This is a genomic window from Brevibacillus sp. FSL L8-0520 (assembly GCF_037963895.1).
In the GTDB taxonomy this organism is placed as follows: Bacteria; Bacillota; Bacilli; order Brevibacillales; family Brevibacillaceae; genus Brevibacillus; species Brevibacillus borstelensis.
Genome location: NZ_CP150171.1, coordinates 342,772 through 360,008 on the forward strand (window position 1 = coordinate 342,772; position 17,237 = coordinate 360,008).

Below are 17,237 nucleotides of genomic sequence, written 5' to 3' on the forward strand. Positions count from 1 at the left end.
ATAGCCGGGAAGAGAAGGTTCTGTTTTTGCGCGGGCAGATAACAAAAAAACAAGCGAGACTGAGAGAGAAAAAATGAGTTTGGAAGTGAATCCCGCTTGCCTTTGGCCGGATAAATCAGTAAGATGGACAAAGTGAGCCAAAAAAGGCCGCTGTGTACGAAAAATGTGTGGAAAACCAAGAAAAAACTTGCGTTGCCCATTTCATTTTAGTACAATATTGAATGTTGGTCATGGACTTGCGATGATGTGGGAGGTTGCTGACACACCCGGCCCCTTTGCCATGACCGGGGTGCAGGATATTTCCACGGAGAAATGTCCGTTTCAAAAAATGGGCGAAAAAGGAGGGACTAAAATGGCAAAACAAAAGATTCGTATTCGTTTAAAGGCGTACGATCACAAAATCCTCGATCAGTCTGCTGAGAAAATTGTGGAGACTGCCAAGCGTTCCGGTGCCAATGTATCGGGTCCAATTCCGCTTCCGACGGAGAAAGCAGTTTACACGATTTTGCGTGCTGTTCACAAGTACAAAGATTCTCGTGAACAATTCGAGATGCGCACTCACAAACGCTTGATCGACATTTTGAATCCGACCCCACAAACGGTTGACGCGCTGATGCGTTTGGATCTGCCGTCCGGTGTGGACATCGAGATTAAACTGTAAGGTTCGAGTACGATACACGCGTAGGCGTTGTCTTAATAAGCGCGATCTATCAAGTCTTCAAACCCCGTAAACGGCGCCCCTGCGCATCGGCAGGGACCTTGATACAACAGTATGGTAAGTGGATATAAGCACAGGAGGTGGCACAAATGACCAAAGGAATCTTAGGCAGAAAGCTTGGCATGACCCAAGTTTTTGGTCCGAACGGATCGGCAATCGCTGTTACCGTCATCGAAGCAGGTCCTAACGTAGTACTGCAAAAGAAGGATCAAGAGAACGATGGATACGAAGCTATCCAGATCGGTTTCGAAGACAAAAAGGAACATCGAGCTAACAAGCCGGAAAAAGGACACGCAGCGAAAGCTAACACTGCACCTAAGCGCTTCATTCGCGAAATTCGCGGAGTAAACCTCGCAGATTACGAGGTAGGTCAAGAATTGAAAGCTGATATTTTTGCCGCAGGAGAGTTTGTAGACGTTGCCGGCGTAACCAAAGGTAAAGGTTTCCAAGGTGCGATTAAACGTCACAACCAAAGCCGCGGTCCGATGGCTCACGGTTCCCGTTACCATCGTGGTCCTGGTTCTCTCGGGGCTATCGATCCAGGCCGTGTATTCAAAGGCCAAACCCTGCCAGGTCAAATGGGTGGCGACAACGTAACCATTCAAAACCTGGAAGTAATCAAAGTTGATGCTGATCGCAATCTGATTTTGGTGAAAGGCTCCGTGCCTGGCCCGAAAAACAGCTACGTTCTAGTATCTACGGCAGTCAAGAAGAACTAGTTAAGGAAAGGAGGAACTGACATGCCAAAAGTAGCTCTTTACAATCAAGCTGGTTCACAAGTAGGCGAAATCGAACTGGCAGACAGTGTTTTCGGTATCGAGCCTAACAACGCTGTTCTTTTCGATGCTATCGTTATGCAGCAAGCGTCCCAACGCCAAGGCACGCATGATGTAAAGAACCGTTCTGAGGTTCGTGGCGGCGGCCGCAAGCCGTGGCGTCAAAAAGGTACCGGTCGTGCTCGTCAAGGTTCCATTCGCGCTCCGCAATGGAAGGGTGGCGGCGTAGTATTCGGTCCGACTCCACGCAAATACGGATACAAACTGAACCGTAAAGTTCGTCGTCTGGCGCTGAAATCCGCGCTGTCGACAAAAGTACAAAACAACGAACTGTTGGTATTGGATGCACTGAACTTCTCTGCTCCAAAAACCAAAGAAATGGCTGTTGTACTGAACAACCTGAAAGTAGATCGCAAAGTGCTGATCGTAACCTCCGAGTTCGATCAAAACGTAGCGCTCTCTTCCCGCAATATCCCAGGCGCTAAATTCGTAGATGCAGCTGGCATTAACGTTCTGGACCTGGTTGCGCACGATAAAGTAATCGTAACGAAAGATGCGGTTGCGAAAGTAGAGGAGGTGCTCGCCTAATGAAGAGCCTTCACGACATCATCAAGCGCCCTATCATTACGGAGCGCACCACTGACATGATGGCTGAGAAGAAGTACGTTTTTGAAGTGCCGCTCAAAGCCAACAAAACCGAGATCAAGCAAGCCGTTGAAAAAGTATTCGGCGTAAAAGTAGAAGCAGTAAACACTTCCCGTGTTCCTGCGAAGCCAAAACGCTACGGCAAATACTCCGGTTACACCTCTGAGTGGAAAAAAGCGATCGTTAAGCTGACAGAAGACAGCAAAGAGCTGGCTTTCTACGAAGGCGTATAACCCCGACGACTACCGAAAAGGAGGGAATTTTAAATGGGTATCAAAAAGTTTAAACCGACTTCTCCTGGTCGTCGCCAAATGACGGTTTCTACTTTCGAGGAGATCACAACTTCGACTCCCGAAAAATCCCTGTTGGCGCCTCTGAGCAAGAAAGCTGGACGCAACAACCACGGGAAAATCACCGTTCGTCATCAAGGTGGCGGTCATAAACGCAAATATCGCATCATCGACTTCAAACGGAACAAAGATGGCATCGTAGGTCGCGTAGCTACTATCGAGTACGATCCAAACCGTTCCGCAAACATCGCTCTGATCAACTACATGGACGGGGAAAAGCGTTACATTATCGCTCCACACGGCCTGAAAGTTGGCGATGAAATCATTTCCGGCGCAGATGCTGACATCAAAACCGGTAATGCACTGCCACTGGCTAACATTCCAGTTGGTACTACCATTCACAACATCGAGCTGAAACCTGGCAAAGGCGGACAATTGGTTCGTGCAGCAGGTACTTCCGCTCAATTGCTCGGTCGCGATGGCGATTTCGTAATCGTGCGCCTGTCCTCCGGTGAAACTCGCCGCATCCATAACGTTTGCCGCGCTACCATCGGTCAAGTAGGCAACATCGACCACGAGCTGTTGAACATTGGTAAAGCTGGTCGTTCCCGTTGGTTGGGTATTCGTCCAACTGTACGTGGTAGCGTAATGAACCCGAACGATCACCCACACGGTGGTGGTGAAGGTCGCGCTCCGATCGGACGTAAAGCACCAGTTACTCCTTGGGGTAAACCGACTCTCGGTCTCAAAACCCGCAAGAAGAAAAACAAATCCGATCAATATATCATCCGCCGTCGCAAGAAGTAAGGCAGGGTGAGACAATAACCGAACGCCTTTGGCGAAGGGAGGTTCACACATGGGTCGCAGTTTGAAAAAGGGTCCTTTCGTAGATGATCACCTGATGAAAAAAGTAGTTGAACTGAACGAAAAGAACGAAAAACGCGTGGTGAAAACCTGGTCTCGTCGCTCCACAATCTTCCCTGATTTCGTAGGACACACGTTTGCTGTATATGACGGCCGCAAACATGTACCGGTATACGTTACAGAAGATATGGTAGGTCACAAACTGGGTGAATTTGCACCAACTCGTACCTTCAAGGGTCACGTCGATAACGACAAGAAATCCAAGAAGCGCTAATTTTCTCTTGACAGAGAGGAGGTACAAAGATGGAAGCTAAAGCAGTTGCTCGCTATATTCGCATTGCCCCTCGCAAAGTTCGCCTGGTGGTTGACTTGATTCGAGGCAAGCAAGTGGGTGAGGCGCTGGCGATCCTGAAACACACGCCGAAAGCGGCTTCTCCGGTAGTGGAGAAACTTCTGAAATCGGCGATCGCTAACGCTGAACACAACTATGAAATGGATCCGAACGGACTCGTTGTTGGAAAAATCTTCGTGGACCAAGGTCCAACACTGAAGCGTTTCCGCCCGCGTGCTATGGGTCGCGCAAGCCGCATCCATAAGCGCACCAGCCACATCACAGTGGTACTAAACGAGAAATAAGGAGGGATTACGTGTGGGTCAAAAGGTAAGCCCGGTTGGTCTTCGTATCGGCATTATCCGCGACTGGGAGTCCAAATGGTACGCTGACAAGGACTTCGCAGCTCTGTTGCACGAAGACCTGAGAATCCGCAAATTTGTAAAAGGGCGTCTGAAAGATGCTGCTGTTTCTACCATTGAAATCGAACGTGCAGCGAACCGCGTAAACGTTACGATTCACACCGCTAAGCCTGGTATGGTAATTGGTAAAGGTGGCTCGGAAGTAGAAGTTCTGCGCAAATCCTTGACCGAACTGACTGGCAAGCGCGTACACATCAACATCAACGAAGTGAAGAAGCCTGATTTGGATGCTACTTTGGTAGCTGAAAATATCGCTCGTCAACTGGAAAACCGTATTTCTTTCCGCCGTGCTCAAAAGCAATCGATTACTCGTTCGCTGCGCGCAGGTGCAAAAGGAATCAAAACTCTGGTCAGCGGTCGTCTTGGCGGAGCTGACATTGCACGTTCCGAAGGTTACAGCGAAGGTACTGTTCCGCTTCATACGCTCCGTGCTGACATCGACTATGGTACAGCCGAAGCACACACCACTTATGGCCGCATCGGCGTAAAAGTGTGGATCTACCGTGGAGAAGTCCTTCCTACGAAGAAGAACGTAGCGACTGAGGAAGGAGGCAAATAAACATGTTGACGCCAAAACGCGTGAAACACCGCAAACAGCACCGCGGAAAAATGGCTGGTAACGCAAAAGGCGGTACTACTGTTGCTTTCGGTGAATTCGGTCTGCAAGCTCTCGAACCGGCTTGGATTACCAACCGTCAAATCGAGGCTGCCCGTATTGCGATGACTCGTTACATCCGCCGTGGCGGTAAAGTATGGATCAAGATTTTCCCTGACAAACCAATTACACAAAAGCCGCTTGAAGTACGGATGGGTTCCGGTAAAGGTTCTCCTGAGTACTGGGTAGCTGTAGTGAAACCTGGCAAGATCATGTTTGAACTTGCTGGCGTATCCGAAGAAGTCGCTCGCGAGGCTATGCGCCTGGCAATGCACAAACTGCCTATTAAGTGCAAGTTCGTGAAGCGGGAAGAAGTGGGTGGTGACGCACATGAAGGCTAATGATTTTCGCAATTTGACCACTGCCGAGATCGAACAAAACGTTAACTCCTTGAAAGAAGAGCTGTTCAACCTTCGCTTCCAGTTGGCTACCGGTCAGCTCGAAATCACATCTCGCATTAAACAAGTGCGTAAGGATATTGCTCGTGCGAAAACCGTCCTGCGCCAAAGAGAATTAGGGATCGGCTAATTACAGGAAGGAGGTTCGAACATGACCGCAGAACGCAAAATGCGTAGAACCATGGTAGGTCGCGTTGTATCCGACAAAATGGATAAAACCATCGTTGTTCTGGTAGAGACCTACAAAAAGCATCCGCTGTACGGTAAACGTGTGAAGTATTCCAAGAAGTTCAAGGCTCACGACGAAAACAACTCTGCGAAAACAGGCGATATCGTGGAAATCATGGAAACTCGCCCGCTGTCTAAAGACAAGTGCTTCCGCTTGGTTCGTATCGTCGAAGAGGCAGTAATCGTATAACTCAGATTTTCGGGTAATTACATCCGAAAGGAGGAACAGTAAATGATCCAAACTCAGACGAGATTGGCTGTTGCTGACAACTCCGGTGCAAAAGAACTCATGTGCATCAAGGTTCTGGGCGGTTCCGGTCGCAAAACGGCGAACATCGGTGATGTTATCGTGTGCTCCGTTAAATCCGCTACACCCGGCGGCGTTGTCAAGAAAGGTCAAGTAGTTAAAGCGGTTGTAGTACGCAGCGTGCGCGGCGTTCGCCGTCAGGATGGTTCTTACATCCGTTTTGATGAAAACGCAGCAGTAATCATTAAAGAGGATAAATCACCTCGTGGTACCCGTATTTTTGGACCGGTAGCACGTGAACTTCGTGAAAAAGACTTCATGAAGATCATCTCCCTGGCTCCTGAGGTAATCTAATTGAACGGAAATACTCTGGTAGTTTGCTCGATAGGAGGTGCACCAAGCGATGCACGTTAAGAAAGGCGACACTGTTATCGTAATAACGGGTAAAGACAAGGGTAAAAAAGGTCGCGTTCTCGCTGCTTACCCGAAGAAAGATCGCGTCCTGGTTGAAGGAATCAACCTGGTGAAAAAACACTCTCGTCCGTCCCAATCCAATCCGCAAGGCGGCATTGTAACTCAAGAAGCACCGATTCATGTATCCAACGTATCTTTGATCGATCCGAAGTCCGGCAAAGCAACACGTATCGGTTACAAGGTACTGGATAACGGTAAAAAAGTTCGGTACGCGAAAAAATCTGGCGAAGTTCTCGACAAGTAGTCAGATCGGAAAGGAGGATGTCCTAGATGGCAGCAAGATTGAAAGAAAAATATACTAGCGAAATCGTGCCTAGCCTGATGAGCAAGTTTGGTTACTCTTCCATCATGCAGGTTCCGAAAGTAGAAAAAATCGTGATCAACATGGGTGTTGGTGAAGCGGTAGGCAACGCCAAGGCTCTGGATTCCGCGGTTGAAGATTTGCAAATTATCGCTGGTCAAAAGCCGGTTGTAACTCGTGCAAAGAACTCCATCGCTGGTTTCAAACTGCGTGAAGGTATGGCAATCGGTGCGAAAGTGACACTGCGCGGTGAGCGTATGTACCACTTCCTCGACAAACTGATGAACGTATCTCTCCCACGTGTACGTGACTTCCGCGGTGTATCTTCGAAAGCTTTCGATGGTCGCGGCAACTACACGCTCGGTCTGAAGGAACAGCTGATCTTCCCTGAGATCGAGTACGATAAAATCGACAAAGTTCGCGGTATGGACATCGTAATCGTCACTTCCGCGAAAACAGACGAAGAAGCTCGTGAATTGCTGACTCAAATGGGTATGCCATTCCGTAAATAAACCCCACAAACAAAGTAAGGAGGGAAGAATGTGGCAAAGAAATCGATGGTTATCAAGCAACAACGGAAACCGAAGTTTGCGGTTCGTGCTTACACCCGTTGTGAGCGCTGCGGACGTCCTCATTCCGTTTTGCGCAAATTTAAACTCTGCCGTATTTGCTTCCGTGAACTTGCTTATAAAGGCCAAATCCCTGGCGTGAAAAAAGCAAGCTGGTAATTTGAAACGGGAAGGAGGTTCTCTCTCATGGTTATGACTGATCCAATCGCTGACATGCTTACGCGCATTCGTAACGCCAACATGGTTCGCCACGAGAAAGTGGAGATCCCGGCGTCCACTATCAAGAAAGAAATTGCTCGCATCCTGAAGGAAGAAGGTTTCATTCGCGATGCTGAGTTCGTTGAAGATAACAAGCAAGGGATCATCCGTGTTTTCCTGAAATACGGTGCGAACAACGAGCGCGTAATCACCGGACTGAAGCGTATCTCCAAGCCAGGTCTGCGCGTATATGCGAAAAACACAGAGATCCCTAAAGTTCTTGGCGGTCTGGGTGTAGCCCTGATCTCTACGTCTGCTGGCGTAATGACCGACAAGCAAGCTCGCCAAGCTCATGTAGGTGGAGAAGTTCTCGCTTACGTTTGGTAATCACAGATTTGAAAAGCACAGGAGGTGCACCACATGTCTCGTGTCGGTAGAAAACCGATCGTGGTCCCTGCAGGCGTTACCCTCACTCTGAACGGTACTGAGCTGACGGTAAAGGGCCCTAAGGGTCAACTCGTTCGTAACTTCCATCCGGATATCAAAATCAATATCAACGATAACGAAGTAGTCGTTGAGCGTCCTAGCGATAACAAGCTTCACCGCTCTCTCCATGGTACGACTCGTGCGCTGGTTGCCAACATGGTAAAAGGCGTATCCGAAGGCTTTACTCGTACACTGGAGCTTGTAGGTGTAGGTTACCGCGCTGCGAAAGCAGGAAAAGGCGTAACTCTTTCTCTCGGTTTCTCTCACCCAGTTGAGGTAACTCCTGAAGAGGGTATTGAAATCGATGTACCAAACCAAACCACTCTGGTGGTTAAAGGTATCGACAAAGAGCGCGTAGGCCAAATCGCGTCTGAAATTCGCTCCCTCCGTAAGCCTGAGCCATACAAAGGCAAAGGGATTAAGTACAGCGACGAAGTTGTTCGCCGCAAAGAGGGTAAAAAAGGTAAATAAGCTTCGTAGTTTTATGAGAAGGGAGGCCGCGTAATGTTTACGAAAGCTGATAAAAACAAAGCTCGGAAAAAACGCCATCTGCGCATTCGCAAGCGTCTGGTCGGCTCTGCTGTACGTCCGCGTCTGAACGTATTCCGTTCTTCCAAGCACATCTATGCTCAACTGATCGATGATGCTACAGGCACTACTTTGGCACAAGCATCCTCTCTGGATAAAGAGCTTGGCCTGAAAAACGGTGCGAATGTAGAAGCAGCGACTGCTGTGGGTACACTGATTGCTAAGCGTGCACAAGAAAAAGGTCTGAATGACGTAATTTTCGACCGTGGTGGATATATTTATCATGGACGCATTAAAGCACTCGCAGAAGCAGCTCGTGAAGCTGGCCTGCAATTCTAACAACAAGGAGGGAAAGGAATGCGTATCGACTCTAGCAAATTGGAGCTGGAAGAAAAAGTAGTCGCCGTTAACCGTGTTGCGAAAACGGTTAAAGGTGGACGTCGCATGAGCTTCAGCGCTCTTGTGGTAGTCGGCGACCGCAACGGTCACGTAGGCGCTGGTATGGGTAAAGCCCAAGAAGTGCCGGACGCGATTCGTAAAGCGATTGACGATGCAAAGAAAAAATTGATCCGTGTACCGATGAAAGGAACGACCATTCCGCACGAAGTACTGTGCCACTTCGGTTCCGGTAAAGTGCTGATTAAACCTGCTTCCGAAGGTACCGGTGTTATTGCTGGCGGACCTGTCCGCGCGGTTCTGGAGCTTGCTGGTGTAGGTGACGTTTTGAGCAAGTCTCTCGGTTCCAACAACCCCATCAACATGGTCAACGCTACGCTGGAAGGCCTCGGCCGTCTGAAAACAGCGGAAGACGTCGCGAAACTGCGCGGTAAGACTGTTGACGAGTTGTTGGGTTAATAAGGAGGGAATGGACATGGCAAAATTGCAAATTACCCTCAAGCGCAGCGTGATCGGCCGCACAGTCGATCAAAAAGATACAGTAAAAGCTCTGGGTCTTCGCAAAATCAACCACACTGTGGTGAAAGAAGATAACGCTGCAATCCGCGGCATGATCTTCAAAGTGAAGCATCTGGTAGAAGTGAAAGAAGTAGAAGCGTAAACGTTGATTTTACACGGTTAGGAGGTGCAAGGAATGAAATTGCATGAACTGAAACCTGCAGAAGGGTCCCGCCATACTCGCAAGCGCCTTGGTCGCGGTATCGGTAGCGGTACTGGTAAAACAGCTGGTAAAGGTCATAAAGGTCAAAACGCTCGTTCCGGCGGCGGTGTTCGTCCTGGATTCGAGGGTGGTCAAAACCCACTGTTCCGTCGACTGCCTAAGCGCGGTTTCACTAACATTAACCGTAAGGAATACGCGGTTGTTAGCTTGGATGCGCTGAATCGTTTTGAAGAAGGCACTGTGGTTACACCTGAACTGTTGAAAGAAACTGGTGTAATCAGCGCTATGCGCGACGGTGTAAAAGTTCTTGCAAACGGTGAACTGACTGTGAAGCTGACTGTGAAAGCTCACAAGTTCTCCAATGCAGCTGCTGAGAAGATCGCTCAAGTCGGTGGAACAACCGAGGTGATCTAATGTTAGGCTCATTAACTAACATTTTTAAGATAGGCGACCTGCGTCGTAAGATATTCTTTACGCTGATGATGCTGGTCGTCTTCCGAATCGGGAGTTTCGTCCCTGCCCCTAACGTGAATGTCGAGTTGTTTCAGCAGAATACGAACCACTTGCTGGGATTGTTGAATACCTTCTCCGGTGGCGCACTGCAAAACTACTCGATTTTTGCAATGGGAATCATGCCGTACATTACGGCATCGATTATCATGCAGCTTCTGTCCATGGATGTTGTGCCTAAGTTTACGCAATGGGCTCGTGAAGGAGAAGTGGGACGCCGCAAAATCGCGACCGTCACGCGCTACTTCACCATTGTGCTTGCTTTGATCCAGTCTGTGGGGATGACGATCGGGTTTAACAACATGGCTCCAGGACTGCTTAACGATACGTCGATTGGCAGTTACGCATTGATCGCACTCACTCTGACAGCAGGAACCTCGTTTCTGATGTGGATGGGTGAACAAATTACAGAGAAGGGTATCGGAAACGGGATTTCGATTATCATCGTTGCTGGTATCGTTGCCAATATTCCTAGTGGGATTACGACAATTTACACGACGCAATTTGGCGACGCTTCTCAGAATCTGTTCTTTTCAATCGTAAAATTGCTGATTGTCCTTTTGGTGATCATCGCTATTATTGTTGGGGTCATCTTTATGCAGCAAGGTGTGCGCAAGATTCCGGTGCAATATGCAAAGCGTGTAGTTGGTCGCAAAATGTACGGTGGTCAATCCACCCACATTCCGCTCAAAATCAACTCTGCTGGTGTAATTCCCGTTATCTTTGCAATCTCGCTCGTAATCTTCCCTTCAACAATCGCGCAGTTCTGGGTAGATGGTTCCGGAACGGGTATCGCCAACTGGATCTACACACATTTCCAACCTAGCGCAGCGCTTGGGATGACGCTATACGCAATCTTGATTATCGGTTTCACGTATTTCTACACTTTTGTACAGATAAACCCTGTACAACTGGCGGAGAATATGAGGAAAAATGGCGGTTACATTCCTGGTATCCGACCCGGTAAAAACACCGAGGTGTACATTACCCGTACGTTGAACCGTCTTACATTGGCTGGCGCCTTGTTCCTGATGACAATTTCCATATTGCCATTCTTCTTCAGTAAGCTGGCCAACCTGCCTCAACAGATCTACATCGGCGGAACTTCTCTGCTGATCGTGATCGGTGTCGCTCTCGACACGATGAAGCAGATCGAAAGCCAGATGATCAAGCGCCATTACCAAGGGTTCATTAAGTAACCGAGGTAGTTGAAAAGCTTTCTGGTCGGGGATACGGCTCCGATTCAGGGTGCGTGAGAAGCTTTTCGGATGGGACGGAGGAATGAACGTGAATATAATCTTGATGGGACTGCCTGGTGCCGGTAAAGGCACACAGGCAGAACGAATCGTAAAAGAGTTTGACATCCCGCATATTTCAACCGGTGACATGTTCCGGGCAGCGGTCAAAAACGAAACGCCGCTCGGACTGAAAGCCAAGTCCTATATGGACCAGGGGCAGCTTGTTCCTGATGAGGTCGTCATCGGAATTGTGCGGGAACGCCTGGCAATGGAAGATTGCGAGAAGGGTTTCCTCCTCGATGGATTCCCGCGTACTGTTCCTCAGGCTGAGGCATTGACGGCGACAGTGAAGGAGCTGGGACGTGAGATTGATCACGTCATCAACATCAATGTTCGCCGTGAGCTTCTGATTGATCGTCTGACCGGCCGCTGGATTTGTCCAGTGTGCGGGGCGAGCTACCACACCATGTTCAATCCTCCGAAAGAGGCAGGAATTTGCGACAAGGATGGCGGCAAGCTCTATCAACGCGATGACGATAAGCTGGAAGTTGTTTCTCAACGCCTCGATGTCAATATTGCCCAAACACAGCTGCTGATCGATTACTACACGGAGCAAGGCCTTCTGCGTAGTATTGATGGAGAGCAGGATATCCAGGTTGTGTTTGAGGAGATTAAGTCTTTGTTGCGAGGGTAAGTGAATGATCATCCTAAAGTCGAAAGCAGAACTTGAGGTTATGCGCGAAGCTGGTCGGATCGTCGCACTCACCCATCAAGAACTGGCTAAGGCGATCAAGCCTGGCGTAACGACAAAGCAACTGGACGAACTCGCCGAAACCTTTATCCGCAGCAAGGGAGCGATTCCATCGTTTAAAGGCTACGGAGGCTTTCCAGGAAGTATCTGTGCTTCAGTCAATGAAGAACTCGTACACGGGATCCCAGGAAAACGGGTGCTGCAAGAAGGGGACATCATCAGCATCGATATTGGAGCTCAGTATCAGGGCTTTCATGGTGACTCTGCTTGGACGTACCCGGTCGGCAATATTGCAGAAGAAGATCAACGTTTGCTGCGAGTGACGGAAGAGTCGTTGTACAAGGGCCTGGAAAAGGCACTACCTGGTGCGCGGCTGTCCGATATTTCCCACGCGATTCAGATCCACGCAGAAGCTGCTGGCTTCACTCTCGTTCGCGAGTATGTGGGGCATGGGATCGGGCAAAACCTGCACGAAGATCCTCAGGTTCCCAACTACGGGCCGCCTGATCGAGGTCCTCGGTTGAAACCGGGAATGGTGTTGGCAATCGAACCAATGGTCAATGCCGGCGAACGTTATGTCCGCACTTTGGAGGACAATTGGACGGTTGTAACAGTGGATCGAAAAAGATGTGCTCACTTTGAACACACCATCGCGATTACGGAAGATGGCTATGAGATTTTTACAAGAGCGTAGCTGAGGCACAACGGTCGCTTCAGGATTGTCGTCCAACGTGTCGACGATAAGTTCGTTCCGTATTTCATATACCAAAAACTCATGGTCTGACTGAAGCTGCAGAAGAAAGGAGAGTGTACGATGGCGAAAGACGATGTAATTGAAGTGGAGGGTACGGTAATCGAACCTTTGCCCAACGCGATGTTTCGGGTAGAATTAGAGAATGGGCACAAAGTGCTCGCTCACGTTTCGGGAAAAATCCGCATGCATTTTATCCGCATTCTGCCAGGGGACAAGGTAACCGTTGAACTGTCGCCTTACGATTTGACTCGCGGACGCATTACGTACCGCTATAAATAACAAAATGCTTCCCAGCGTTTTGTAACCGCAGCGCGGTCTGATTATAGTTTTATGAAAAACGTCTCGACGTTTTTCACTACCCTAAAGAGGGAGGCAAGAACCATGAAAGTGAGACCGTCGGTTAAACCGATTTGCGAAAAATGCAAGGTTATCCGTCGCAAAGGTAACGTAATGGTTATTTGTGAAAACCCAAAGCATAAGCAAAAACAAGGATAAGTAAACAAGGAGGTGCTTTTGACACATGGCACGTATTGCAGGCGTTGACTTGCCTCGCGAAAAACGCGTGGAAATCGCTCTTACCTACATTTTCGGTATCGGCCGTCCCACGTCCCAAAAAATCCTGTCCGCTACCGGTGTTAACGCGGATACTCGCGTTCGTGATCTGACAGAAGAAGAAGTGGCAAAACTGCGTGAGTTCATCGATAAGAACATCAAGGTGGAAGGCGATCTTCGTCGTGAGATCTCCCTGAACATCAAGCGCCTGATGGAAATCGGTTGCTTCCGCGGAATCCGTCATCGTCGTGGCCTGCCTGTTCGCGGCCAACGTTCGAAAACAAATGCACGTACGCGCAAAGGTCCTCGCCGTACTGTAGCAAACAAGAAGAAGTAAAGGAGGGTAATGGGACATGGCGAAAAGAAAACAAGCGACGGCTACTCGTACCCGTCGTCGTGACCGTAAAAACGTTGAAGTCGGCGTAGCACATATCCGTTCTACGTTTAACAACACGATCGTGACTATCACTGATCCGCACGGCAACGCGATCTCTTGGTCCAGTGCCGGTGCCCTCGGCTTCAGAGGCTCCCGCAAGAGCACACCGTTTGCTGCGCAAATGGCTGCAGAATCTGCTGCCCGCGTAGCAATGGAACACGGCATGCGCTCTCTGGAAGTGCTGGTAAAAGGTCCGGGTGCAGGTCGTGAAGCAGCGATCCGTTCCCTGCAAGCAGCAGGTCTGGAAGTTAACATGATTAAAGACGTGACGCCGATTCCGCACAACGGTTGCCGTCCACCAAAACGTCGCCGCGTGTAACGGGTTTATAACGTTCAGAACATGTCCATACTAGAATGGTAAATTCTGATTTTAGCTTGTCATGCACGCAAACGGTAAACCGCCGGGGAAATTCATGAGTGGGCGGAACGCTTGCCCACCCAAGAATTTCGACGTTTTGAAGGAGGGTTTGTTTAATGATAGAAATAGAAAAACCGAAAATCGAGGTTGTGGAAGTAAGCGACGACAACTCGTACGGGAAGTTCGTTGTAGAACCTCTTGAGCGCGGATACGGCACCACTCTTGGCAACTCATTGAGACGGATTCTCCTCTCGTCCTTGCCAGGCGCGGCGGTACGCACCGTTCAGATTGACGGGGTCCTTCACGAGTTCTCTACGATTGAAGGCGTCGTGGAAGATGTAACAGAGATTATTCTCAACATCAAAGGCCTGGCACTTAAGATCCATTCCGATGAAGAAAAAGTCATCGAGATTGACGCTGAGGGCGAAGGCGTAGTCAAGGCGGGAGATATCCGCGCAGACAGTGATGTGGAGATCTTGAACCCTGATCTTCATATTGCAACGTTGGCAAACGGCGGTCGTCTGCACATTCGTATGACAGCTGGACGTGGACGTGGATACGTACAAGCAGATGGAAACAAGTCGGAGGATCTGCCGATTGGCGTGATTCCGATTGATTCGATCTATACGCCCATCAAGCGTGTCAACTATCAAGTGGAGAATACCCGCGTTGGTCAAATGACCAACTATGACAAGTTGACTCTTGAAGTGTGGACGAACGGCAGTATTAGTCCGGAAGAAGCCGTTAGTCTAGGCGCAAAAATCATGACCGAGCACCTCAACCTGTTCGTTGGCTTGACTGACGAGGCGAAGGATGCCGAGATCATGGTAGAGAAGGAAGAGGACAAGAAAGAGAAAGTGCTCGAGATGACAATCGAAGAGCTCGATCTCTCTGTCCGTTCCTACAACTGCTTGAAGCGTGCCGGTATCAACACCGTGCAAGAGCTGACGCAGAAGACCGAAGAGGACATGATGAAAGTGCGCAACCTCGGTCGCAAATCCTTGGAAGAGGTGCAAGAGAAGCTGGCAGAACTCGGCCTCTCTCTTCGCAGCGACGACTAGGGCACCTGCAGCATGTCTGGCAAGAGGCACCCAGTGGGCACTGCAGATCTCGCTCGACCTAAGCAGCAAATCGACGTAGTGCTCGCGAGTAAGAAGGAGGTAAGAACATGGCATACCGTAAATTGGGTCGTCGCAGCTCTGCTCGCAAAGCGCTGTTCCGTGATCTGGTAACTGACCTGATCATCAACGAGCGCATCGAGACGACTGAGATGAAAGCGAAAGAACTGCGTTCCATCGCTGATCAAATGATCACGCTGGCAAAACGCGGTGACCTGCATGCACGCCGTCAGGTAGCTGCTTTCGTTCGTAAAGAAGTAGCTACAGAAGAAGGCCGCGATGCGGTTCAAAAGCTGTTTGATGACATCGCTCCTCGTTACAAAGAGCGCAATGGTGGATACACTCGTGTCCTGAAGACAGGTCCTCGTCGTGGGGATGCTGCTCCGATGGCTTACATCGAATTGGTGTAATATATCTGATCAAATCCGGGTTGTGTAAAAAGGCTATCTTTTTAGACAACCTGAAAAAGGGTGGGGGCAGACTCTGGTCTTGGGACTGGACTCTGATTCGTGCCCTTTTTCTTTATTTGTTTGTAAATCCCCTGTTTTAGCTGGGAGGATGTGGACACCTGATGACGGAGGAACGCCTACTGGCATTGCAAGAAGTCTCATTTGCCTACGAAGGCGAAGGAGGCCAAAAAGAAACGGTGCTGAATCGCATCAACCTTGATATTCACAAAGGGGCCTTTGTATCCGTTCTCGGGCATAACGGTTCAGGGAAGTCGACGCTGGCCAAGCTGATGAACGCACTATTGCTGCCGAAAGAGGGAACTGTTCTCGTTACCGGTATTGATACGCGTGACGGCGAGCTGATTTGGGAGGTTCGCCGGCATGTCGGCATGGTTTTTCAAAATCCGGACAACCAAATCGTTGGAGCAACGGTTGAGGACGATGTGGCGTTCGGTTTGGAAAACATGGGAACAGACCCTGCCGAGATGCGTACACGCATTCGGGAGTCGCTGCAAGCGGTCGGCATGGAAGCGCATCTGTATGACCAGCCGCATCGCTTGTCCGGGGGGCAAAAGCAGCGTGTCGCGATAGCCGGCATCATGGCGATGCGGCCCTCTGTTCTTATTCTGGATGAAGCGACAGCGATGCTTGACCCAATGGGGAGACGAGAGGTGTTGAATCTGGCCCGCCGTCTCAATCGGGAAGAGGGAATAACGGTTGTAAACATCACTCATTTTCCGGAGGAAGCAGTCTTCTCCGATCGGGTTATCGTCATGCGGGCCGGTCAGGTGGAATGGGATGGTACTGCAGCCGAGGTATTTGCTGATCCGGACCGGTTGCAGGCGTTGGGGCTCGATGTCCCGTTTGCCGTTCGTGTTCGTCATGCATTGGCCGCGGAAGGTGTATCCCTGCCGTTCATCCTGCACCAAGAGGAGCTGGTGGAGCACTTATGCAAATTACTTTTGAAGAGGTAAGTCATGTGTACGGGGTGGGCACACCATTTGAACGCCTCGCGCTGCAGGATGTTTCCATAAACATTCCATCCGGCTCTTTTGTGGGGATCATCGGACAGACTGGCTCGGGAAAATCCACGTTGATTCAGCATGTCAACGGTTTGCTTCAGCCGACGAAAGGAACAATCAGGCTGGGCGACGTTACGGTGACACCGACTCGAAAGCTGCCGCACGAAAGCAGACGCAACATAGGACTTGTTTTTCAGTACCCCGAGCATCAGTTGTTTGAGGAGACTGTCGCCAAAGACGTGGCTTTCGGGCCGCTGAACTTTGACATGCCTCCAGAGATGGCAGAGCTGCGGGTACGTGAAGCTTTGGAGATTGTCGGACTGGATTACCAGGAGATGAAGGATCGTTCCCCGTTTCTCTTGAGCGGCGGTCAAATGCGGCGTGTAGCTATAGCCGGTGTCCTGGCGATGCAGCCCAAAGTGTTGATATTGGACGAGCCGACAGCAGGACTCGACCCGGCGGGGAGAAAAGCGATTTTGGAGGCCATTTATCGCATTCACCGCGAGCAGTCGCTGACGACCTTGCTGGTGACGCACAGTATGGAGGAAGCCGCTCGTTATGCCGATCGGCTGATCGTCATGGCAGGAGGCAAGGTAATGCTGGAGGGAAAGCCTGATGAGGTATTTGCGCAGGCGGATACTCTTCGCGAGCTCGCTTTGGATGTGCCGGAAACGGTCTCCCTGATTTCACAGTTGAACAGGAAGCTGCCGGAAGAACAGCGCCTTCCATCTTCGGTTTACCGGGAAGAAGAACTGATCAGTCATCTGCTGGCACGGATTTCGGACCGAGGGGAGCGGTGACA

At 49.9% G+C, this 17,237-nt stretch carries 32 protein-coding genes; all 32 read left to right on the forward strand.

Annotation, left to right across the window (positions count from 1 at the left end; all coding sequences use genetic code 11):
- Positions 1-352 precede the first annotated feature (352 nt).
- The 32 genes from rpsJ to NSQ24_RS02090 all read left to right on the forward strand — a co-directional run bounded on the left by rpsJ (position 353) and on the right by NSQ24_RS02090 (position 17,235).
- Positions 353-661 (forward strand): 30S ribosomal protein S10, encoded by a 309-nt coding sequence (gene rpsJ, locus NSQ24_RS01935; RefSeq protein ID WP_003333796.1) that lies wholly within the window; start codon positions 353-355, stop codon positions 659-661.
- Between the two features lie 146 nt (positions 662-807).
- On the forward strand, positions 808-1,437 hold the full coding sequence (gene rplC / locus NSQ24_RS01940; protein ID WP_003391984.1) for a 50S ribosomal protein L3: 630 nt from the start codon (positions 808-810) through the stop codon (positions 1,435-1,437).
- Between the two features lie 21 nt (positions 1,438-1,458).
- The gene (gene rplD / locus NSQ24_RS01945; protein WP_003391982.1) at positions 1,459-2,082 is read left to right on the forward strand and encodes a 50S ribosomal protein L4; all 624 of its coding nucleotides are present in this window, start codon (positions 1,459-1,461) and stop codon (positions 2,080-2,082) included.
- On the forward strand, positions 2,082-2,372 hold the full coding sequence (gene rplW, locus NSQ24_RS01950) for a 50S ribosomal protein L23 (RefSeq protein WP_003391980.1): 291 nt from the start codon (positions 2,082-2,084) through the stop codon (positions 2,370-2,372). Before rplD ends, rplW begins: the two co-directional genes overlap by 1 nt.
- 33 nt (positions 2,373-2,405) lie before the next feature.
- Positions 2,406-3,236, forward strand: coding sequence for a 50S ribosomal protein L2 (rplB, locus tag NSQ24_RS01955; protein WP_003391979.1), 831 nt, complete (start codon positions 2,406-2,408; stop codon positions 3,234-3,236).
- A gap of 49 nt (positions 3,237-3,285) precedes the next feature.
- Positions 3,286-3,567 carry a 30S ribosomal protein S19 gene (rpsS, locus tag NSQ24_RS01960; RefSeq protein ID WP_003391977.1) on the forward strand — a complete coding sequence of 94 codons (282 nt, stop codon included), beginning with the start codon at positions 3,286-3,288 and terminating at the stop codon, positions 3,565-3,567.
- 29 nt (positions 3,568-3,596) lie between these two features.
- Positions 3,597-3,929: a 50S ribosomal protein L22 gene (rplV, locus tag NSQ24_RS01965; protein ID WP_003391974.1), complete on the forward strand. Its 333-nt coding sequence runs from the start codon at positions 3,597-3,599 to the stop codon at positions 3,927-3,929.
- Between the two features lie 13 nt (positions 3,930-3,942).
- Entirely contained in the window at positions 3,943-4,605 is a 663-nt protein-coding gene (gene rpsC / locus NSQ24_RS01970) for a 30S ribosomal protein S3 (protein ID WP_003391972.1), read from the forward strand.
- Between the two features lie 2 nt (positions 4,606-4,607).
- The gene (gene rplP / locus NSQ24_RS01975) at positions 4,608-5,042 is read left to right on the forward strand and encodes a 50S ribosomal protein L16 (protein WP_003391969.1); all 435 of its coding nucleotides are present in this window, start codon (positions 4,608-4,610) and stop codon (positions 5,040-5,042) included.
- Positions 5,032-5,229 carry a 50S ribosomal protein L29 gene (gene rpmC / locus NSQ24_RS01980; RefSeq protein ID WP_003391966.1) on the forward strand — a complete coding sequence of 66 codons (198 nt, stop codon included), beginning with the start codon at positions 5,032-5,034 and terminating at the stop codon, positions 5,227-5,229. Before rplP ends, rpmC begins: the two co-directional genes overlap by 11 nt.
- A 21-nt stretch (positions 5,230-5,250) precedes the next feature.
- The gene (gene rpsQ / locus NSQ24_RS01985; RefSeq protein WP_003391964.1) at positions 5,251-5,517 is read left to right on the forward strand and encodes a 30S ribosomal protein S17; all 267 of its coding nucleotides are present in this window, start codon (positions 5,251-5,253) and stop codon (positions 5,515-5,517) included.
- A 42-nt stretch (positions 5,518-5,559) separates the two neighbouring features.
- Positions 5,560-5,928, forward strand: a complete 369-nt coding sequence (gene rplN, locus NSQ24_RS01990) for a 50S ribosomal protein L14 (RefSeq protein ID WP_003391962.1) — start codon at positions 5,560-5,562, stop codon at positions 5,926-5,928.
- Between the two features lie 49 nt (positions 5,929-5,977).
- Positions 5,978-6,292: a 50S ribosomal protein L24 gene (gene rplX / locus NSQ24_RS01995; protein ID WP_003391959.1), complete on the forward strand. Its 315-nt coding sequence runs from the start codon at positions 5,978-5,980 to the stop codon at positions 6,290-6,292.
- Positions 6,293-6,318: 26 nt separating this feature from the next.
- Complete coding sequence (rplE, locus tag NSQ24_RS02000) at positions 6,319-6,861, forward strand: 50S ribosomal protein L5 (RefSeq protein ID WP_003391957.1); 543 nt, start codon at positions 6,319-6,321, stop codon at positions 6,859-6,861.
- A 30-nt stretch (positions 6,862-6,891) separates the two neighbouring features.
- Positions 6,892-7,077, forward strand: coding sequence for a type Z 30S ribosomal protein S14 (locus tag NSQ24_RS02005; RefSeq protein ID WP_003391955.1), 186 nt, complete (start codon positions 6,892-6,894; stop codon positions 7,075-7,077).
- Positions 7,078-7,104: 27 nt separating this feature from the next.
- Positions 7,105-7,503, forward strand: a complete 399-nt coding sequence (rpsH, locus tag NSQ24_RS02010) for a 30S ribosomal protein S8 (RefSeq protein WP_003391953.1) — start codon at positions 7,105-7,107, stop codon at positions 7,501-7,503.
- A gap of 33 nt (positions 7,504-7,536) precedes the next feature.
- Positions 7,537-8,073, forward strand: a complete 537-nt coding sequence (gene rplF, locus NSQ24_RS02015) for a 50S ribosomal protein L6 (RefSeq protein ID WP_003391950.1) — start codon at positions 7,537-7,539, stop codon at positions 8,071-8,073.
- 33 nt (positions 8,074-8,106) lie between these two features.
- Positions 8,107-8,469: a 50S ribosomal protein L18 gene (gene rplR, locus NSQ24_RS02020; RefSeq protein ID WP_003391949.1), complete on the forward strand. Its 363-nt coding sequence runs from the start codon at positions 8,107-8,109 to the stop codon at positions 8,467-8,469.
- An 18-nt stretch (positions 8,470-8,487) separates the two neighbouring features.
- Positions 8,488-8,985, forward strand: coding sequence for a 30S ribosomal protein S5 (gene rpsE / locus NSQ24_RS02025; protein WP_003391947.1), 498 nt, complete (start codon positions 8,488-8,490; stop codon positions 8,983-8,985).
- Between the two features lie 16 nt (positions 8,986-9,001).
- Positions 9,002-9,187, forward strand: coding sequence for a 50S ribosomal protein L30 (gene rpmD, locus NSQ24_RS02030; RefSeq protein WP_003391945.1), 186 nt, complete (start codon positions 9,002-9,004; stop codon positions 9,185-9,187).
- 33 nt (positions 9,188-9,220) lie between these two features.
- Entirely contained in the window at positions 9,221-9,661 is a 441-nt protein-coding gene (gene rplO, locus NSQ24_RS02035; RefSeq protein ID WP_003391943.1) for a 50S ribosomal protein L15, read from the forward strand.
- On the forward strand, positions 9,661-10,956 hold the full coding sequence (secY, locus tag NSQ24_RS02040; protein WP_003391941.1) for a preprotein translocase subunit SecY: 1,296 nt from the start codon (positions 9,661-9,663) through the stop codon (positions 10,954-10,956). Before rplO ends, secY begins: the two co-directional genes overlap by 1 nt.
- 88 nt (positions 10,957-11,044) lie before the next feature.
- Positions 11,045-11,689, forward strand: a complete 645-nt coding sequence (locus tag NSQ24_RS02045; protein ID WP_003391939.1) for an adenylate kinase — start codon at positions 11,045-11,047, stop codon at positions 11,687-11,689.
- Between the two features lie 4 nt (positions 11,690-11,693).
- Positions 11,694-12,440 carry a type I methionyl aminopeptidase gene (gene map / locus NSQ24_RS02050; RefSeq protein ID WP_003391937.1) on the forward strand — a complete coding sequence of 249 codons (747 nt, stop codon included), beginning with the start codon at positions 11,694-11,696 and terminating at the stop codon, positions 12,438-12,440.
- A 120-nt stretch (positions 12,441-12,560) separates the two neighbouring features.
- On the forward strand, positions 12,561-12,779 hold the full coding sequence (gene infA, locus NSQ24_RS02055) for a translation initiation factor IF-1 (RefSeq protein ID WP_003333772.1): 219 nt from the start codon (positions 12,561-12,563) through the stop codon (positions 12,777-12,779).
- A 102-nt stretch (positions 12,780-12,881) separates the two neighbouring features.
- On the forward strand, positions 12,882-12,995 hold the full coding sequence (gene rpmJ / locus NSQ24_RS02060; RefSeq protein ID WP_003333770.1) for a 50S ribosomal protein L36: 114 nt from the start codon (positions 12,882-12,884) through the stop codon (positions 12,993-12,995).
- Positions 12,996-13,020: 25 nt separating this feature from the next.
- Positions 13,021-13,389, forward strand: coding sequence for a 30S ribosomal protein S13 (rpsM, locus tag NSQ24_RS02065; protein ID WP_003391935.1), 369 nt, complete (start codon positions 13,021-13,023; stop codon positions 13,387-13,389).
- Between the two features lie 16 nt (positions 13,390-13,405).
- Positions 13,406-13,807: a 30S ribosomal protein S11 gene (gene rpsK / locus NSQ24_RS02070; RefSeq protein ID WP_003391933.1), complete on the forward strand. Its 402-nt coding sequence runs from the start codon at positions 13,406-13,408 to the stop codon at positions 13,805-13,807.
- 155 nt (positions 13,808-13,962) lie between these two features.
- Entirely contained in the window at positions 13,963-14,907 is a 945-nt protein-coding gene (locus tag NSQ24_RS02075) for a DNA-directed RNA polymerase subunit alpha (protein WP_003391931.1), read from the forward strand.
- Between the two features lie 107 nt (positions 14,908-15,014).
- A complete protein-coding gene (gene rplQ / locus NSQ24_RS02080; protein WP_003391928.1) occupies positions 15,015-15,374 on the forward strand; it encodes a 50S ribosomal protein L17 in 360 nt (119 codons plus the stop codon).
- Between the two features lie 161 nt (positions 15,375-15,535).
- Positions 15,536-16,387 carry an energy-coupling factor transporter ATPase gene (locus NSQ24_RS02085; protein WP_003391923.1) on the forward strand — a complete coding sequence of 284 codons (852 nt, stop codon included), beginning with the start codon at positions 15,536-15,538 and terminating at the stop codon, positions 16,385-16,387.
- On the forward strand, positions 16,363-17,235 hold the full coding sequence (locus NSQ24_RS02090; RefSeq protein ID WP_024984054.1) for an energy-coupling factor transporter ATPase: 873 nt from the start codon (positions 16,363-16,365) through the stop codon (positions 17,233-17,235). Before NSQ24_RS02085 ends, NSQ24_RS02090 begins: the two co-directional genes overlap by 25 nt.
- The last annotated feature ends 2 nt before the right edge of the window (positions 17,236-17,237 follow it).

Bases quoted from the DNA above. Each gene is read 5' to 3' on its own strand.
- rpsJ (WP_003333796.1), top strand. From the start codon at position 353: ATGGCAAAACAAAAGATTCGTATTCGTTTAAAGGCGTACGATCACAAA.
- rplC (WP_003391984.1), top strand. From the start codon at position 808: ATGACCAAAGGAATCTTAGGCAGAAAGCTTGGCATGACCCAAGTTTTT.
- rplD (WP_003391982.1), top strand. From the start codon at position 1,459: ATGCCAAAAGTAGCTCTTTACAATCAAGCTGGTTCACAAGTAGGCGAA.
- rplW (WP_003391980.1), top strand. From the start codon at position 2,082: ATGAAGAGCCTTCACGACATCATCAAGCGCCCTATCATTACGGAGCGC.
- rplB (WP_003391979.1), top strand. From the start codon at position 2,406: ATGGGTATCAAAAAGTTTAAACCGACTTCTCCTGGTCGTCGCCAAATG.
- rpsS (WP_003391977.1), top strand. From the start codon at position 3,286: ATGGGTCGCAGTTTGAAAAAGGGTCCTTTCGTAGATGATCACCTGATG.
- rplV (WP_003391974.1), top strand. From the start codon at position 3,597: ATGGAAGCTAAAGCAGTTGCTCGCTATATTCGCATTGCCCCTCGCAAA.
- rplP (WP_003391969.1), top strand. From the start codon at position 4,608: ATGTTGACGCCAAAACGCGTGAAACACCGCAAACAGCACCGCGGAAAA.
- rpmC (WP_003391966.1), top strand. From the start codon at position 5,032: ATGAAGGCTAATGATTTTCGCAATTTGACCACTGCCGAGATCGAACAA.
- rpsQ (WP_003391964.1), top strand. From the start codon at position 5,251: ATGACCGCAGAACGCAAAATGCGTAGAACCATGGTAGGTCGCGTTGTA.
- rplN (WP_003391962.1), top strand. From the start codon at position 5,560: ATGATCCAAACTCAGACGAGATTGGCTGTTGCTGACAACTCCGGTGCA.
- rplX (WP_003391959.1), top strand. From the start codon at position 5,978: ATGCACGTTAAGAAAGGCGACACTGTTATCGTAATAACGGGTAAAGAC.
- rplE (WP_003391957.1), top strand. From the start codon at position 6,319: ATGGCAGCAAGATTGAAAGAAAAATATACTAGCGAAATCGTGCCTAGC.
- rpsH (WP_003391953.1), top strand. From the start codon at position 7,105: ATGGTTATGACTGATCCAATCGCTGACATGCTTACGCGCATTCGTAAC.
- rplF (WP_003391950.1), top strand. From the start codon at position 7,537: ATGTCTCGTGTCGGTAGAAAACCGATCGTGGTCCCTGCAGGCGTTACC.
- rplR (WP_003391949.1), top strand. From the start codon at position 8,107: ATGTTTACGAAAGCTGATAAAAACAAAGCTCGGAAAAAACGCCATCTG.
- rpsE (WP_003391947.1), top strand. From the start codon at position 8,488: ATGCGTATCGACTCTAGCAAATTGGAGCTGGAAGAAAAAGTAGTCGCC.
- rpmD (WP_003391945.1), top strand. From the start codon at position 9,002: ATGGCAAAATTGCAAATTACCCTCAAGCGCAGCGTGATCGGCCGCACA.
- rplO (WP_003391943.1), top strand. From the start codon at position 9,221: ATGAAATTGCATGAACTGAAACCTGCAGAAGGGTCCCGCCATACTCGC.
- secY (WP_003391941.1), top strand. From the start codon at position 9,661: ATGTTAGGCTCATTAACTAACATTTTTAAGATAGGCGACCTGCGTCGT.
- map (WP_003391937.1), top strand. From the start codon at position 11,694: ATGATCATCCTAAAGTCGAAAGCAGAACTTGAGGTTATGCGCGAAGCT.
- infA (WP_003333772.1), top strand. From the start codon at position 12,561: ATGGCGAAAGACGATGTAATTGAAGTGGAGGGTACGGTAATCGAACCT.
- rpmJ (WP_003333770.1), top strand. From the start codon at position 12,882: ATGAAAGTGAGACCGTCGGTTAAACCGATTTGCGAAAAATGCAAGGTT.
- rpsM (WP_003391935.1), top strand. From the start codon at position 13,021: ATGGCACGTATTGCAGGCGTTGACTTGCCTCGCGAAAAACGCGTGGAA.
- rpsK (WP_003391933.1), top strand. From the start codon at position 13,406: ATGGCGAAAAGAAAACAAGCGACGGCTACTCGTACCCGTCGTCGTGAC.
- NSQ24_RS02075 (WP_003391931.1), top strand. From the start codon at position 13,963: ATGATAGAAATAGAAAAACCGAAAATCGAGGTTGTGGAAGTAAGCGAC.
- rplQ (WP_003391928.1), top strand. From the start codon at position 15,015: ATGGCATACCGTAAATTGGGTCGTCGCAGCTCTGCTCGCAAAGCGCTG.
- NSQ24_RS02085 (WP_003391923.1), top strand. From the start codon at position 15,536: ATGACGGAGGAACGCCTACTGGCATTGCAAGAAGTCTCATTTGCCTAC.
- NSQ24_RS02090 (WP_024984054.1), top strand. From the start codon at position 16,363: ATGCAAATTACTTTTGAAGAGGTAAGTCATGTGTACGGGGTGGGCACA.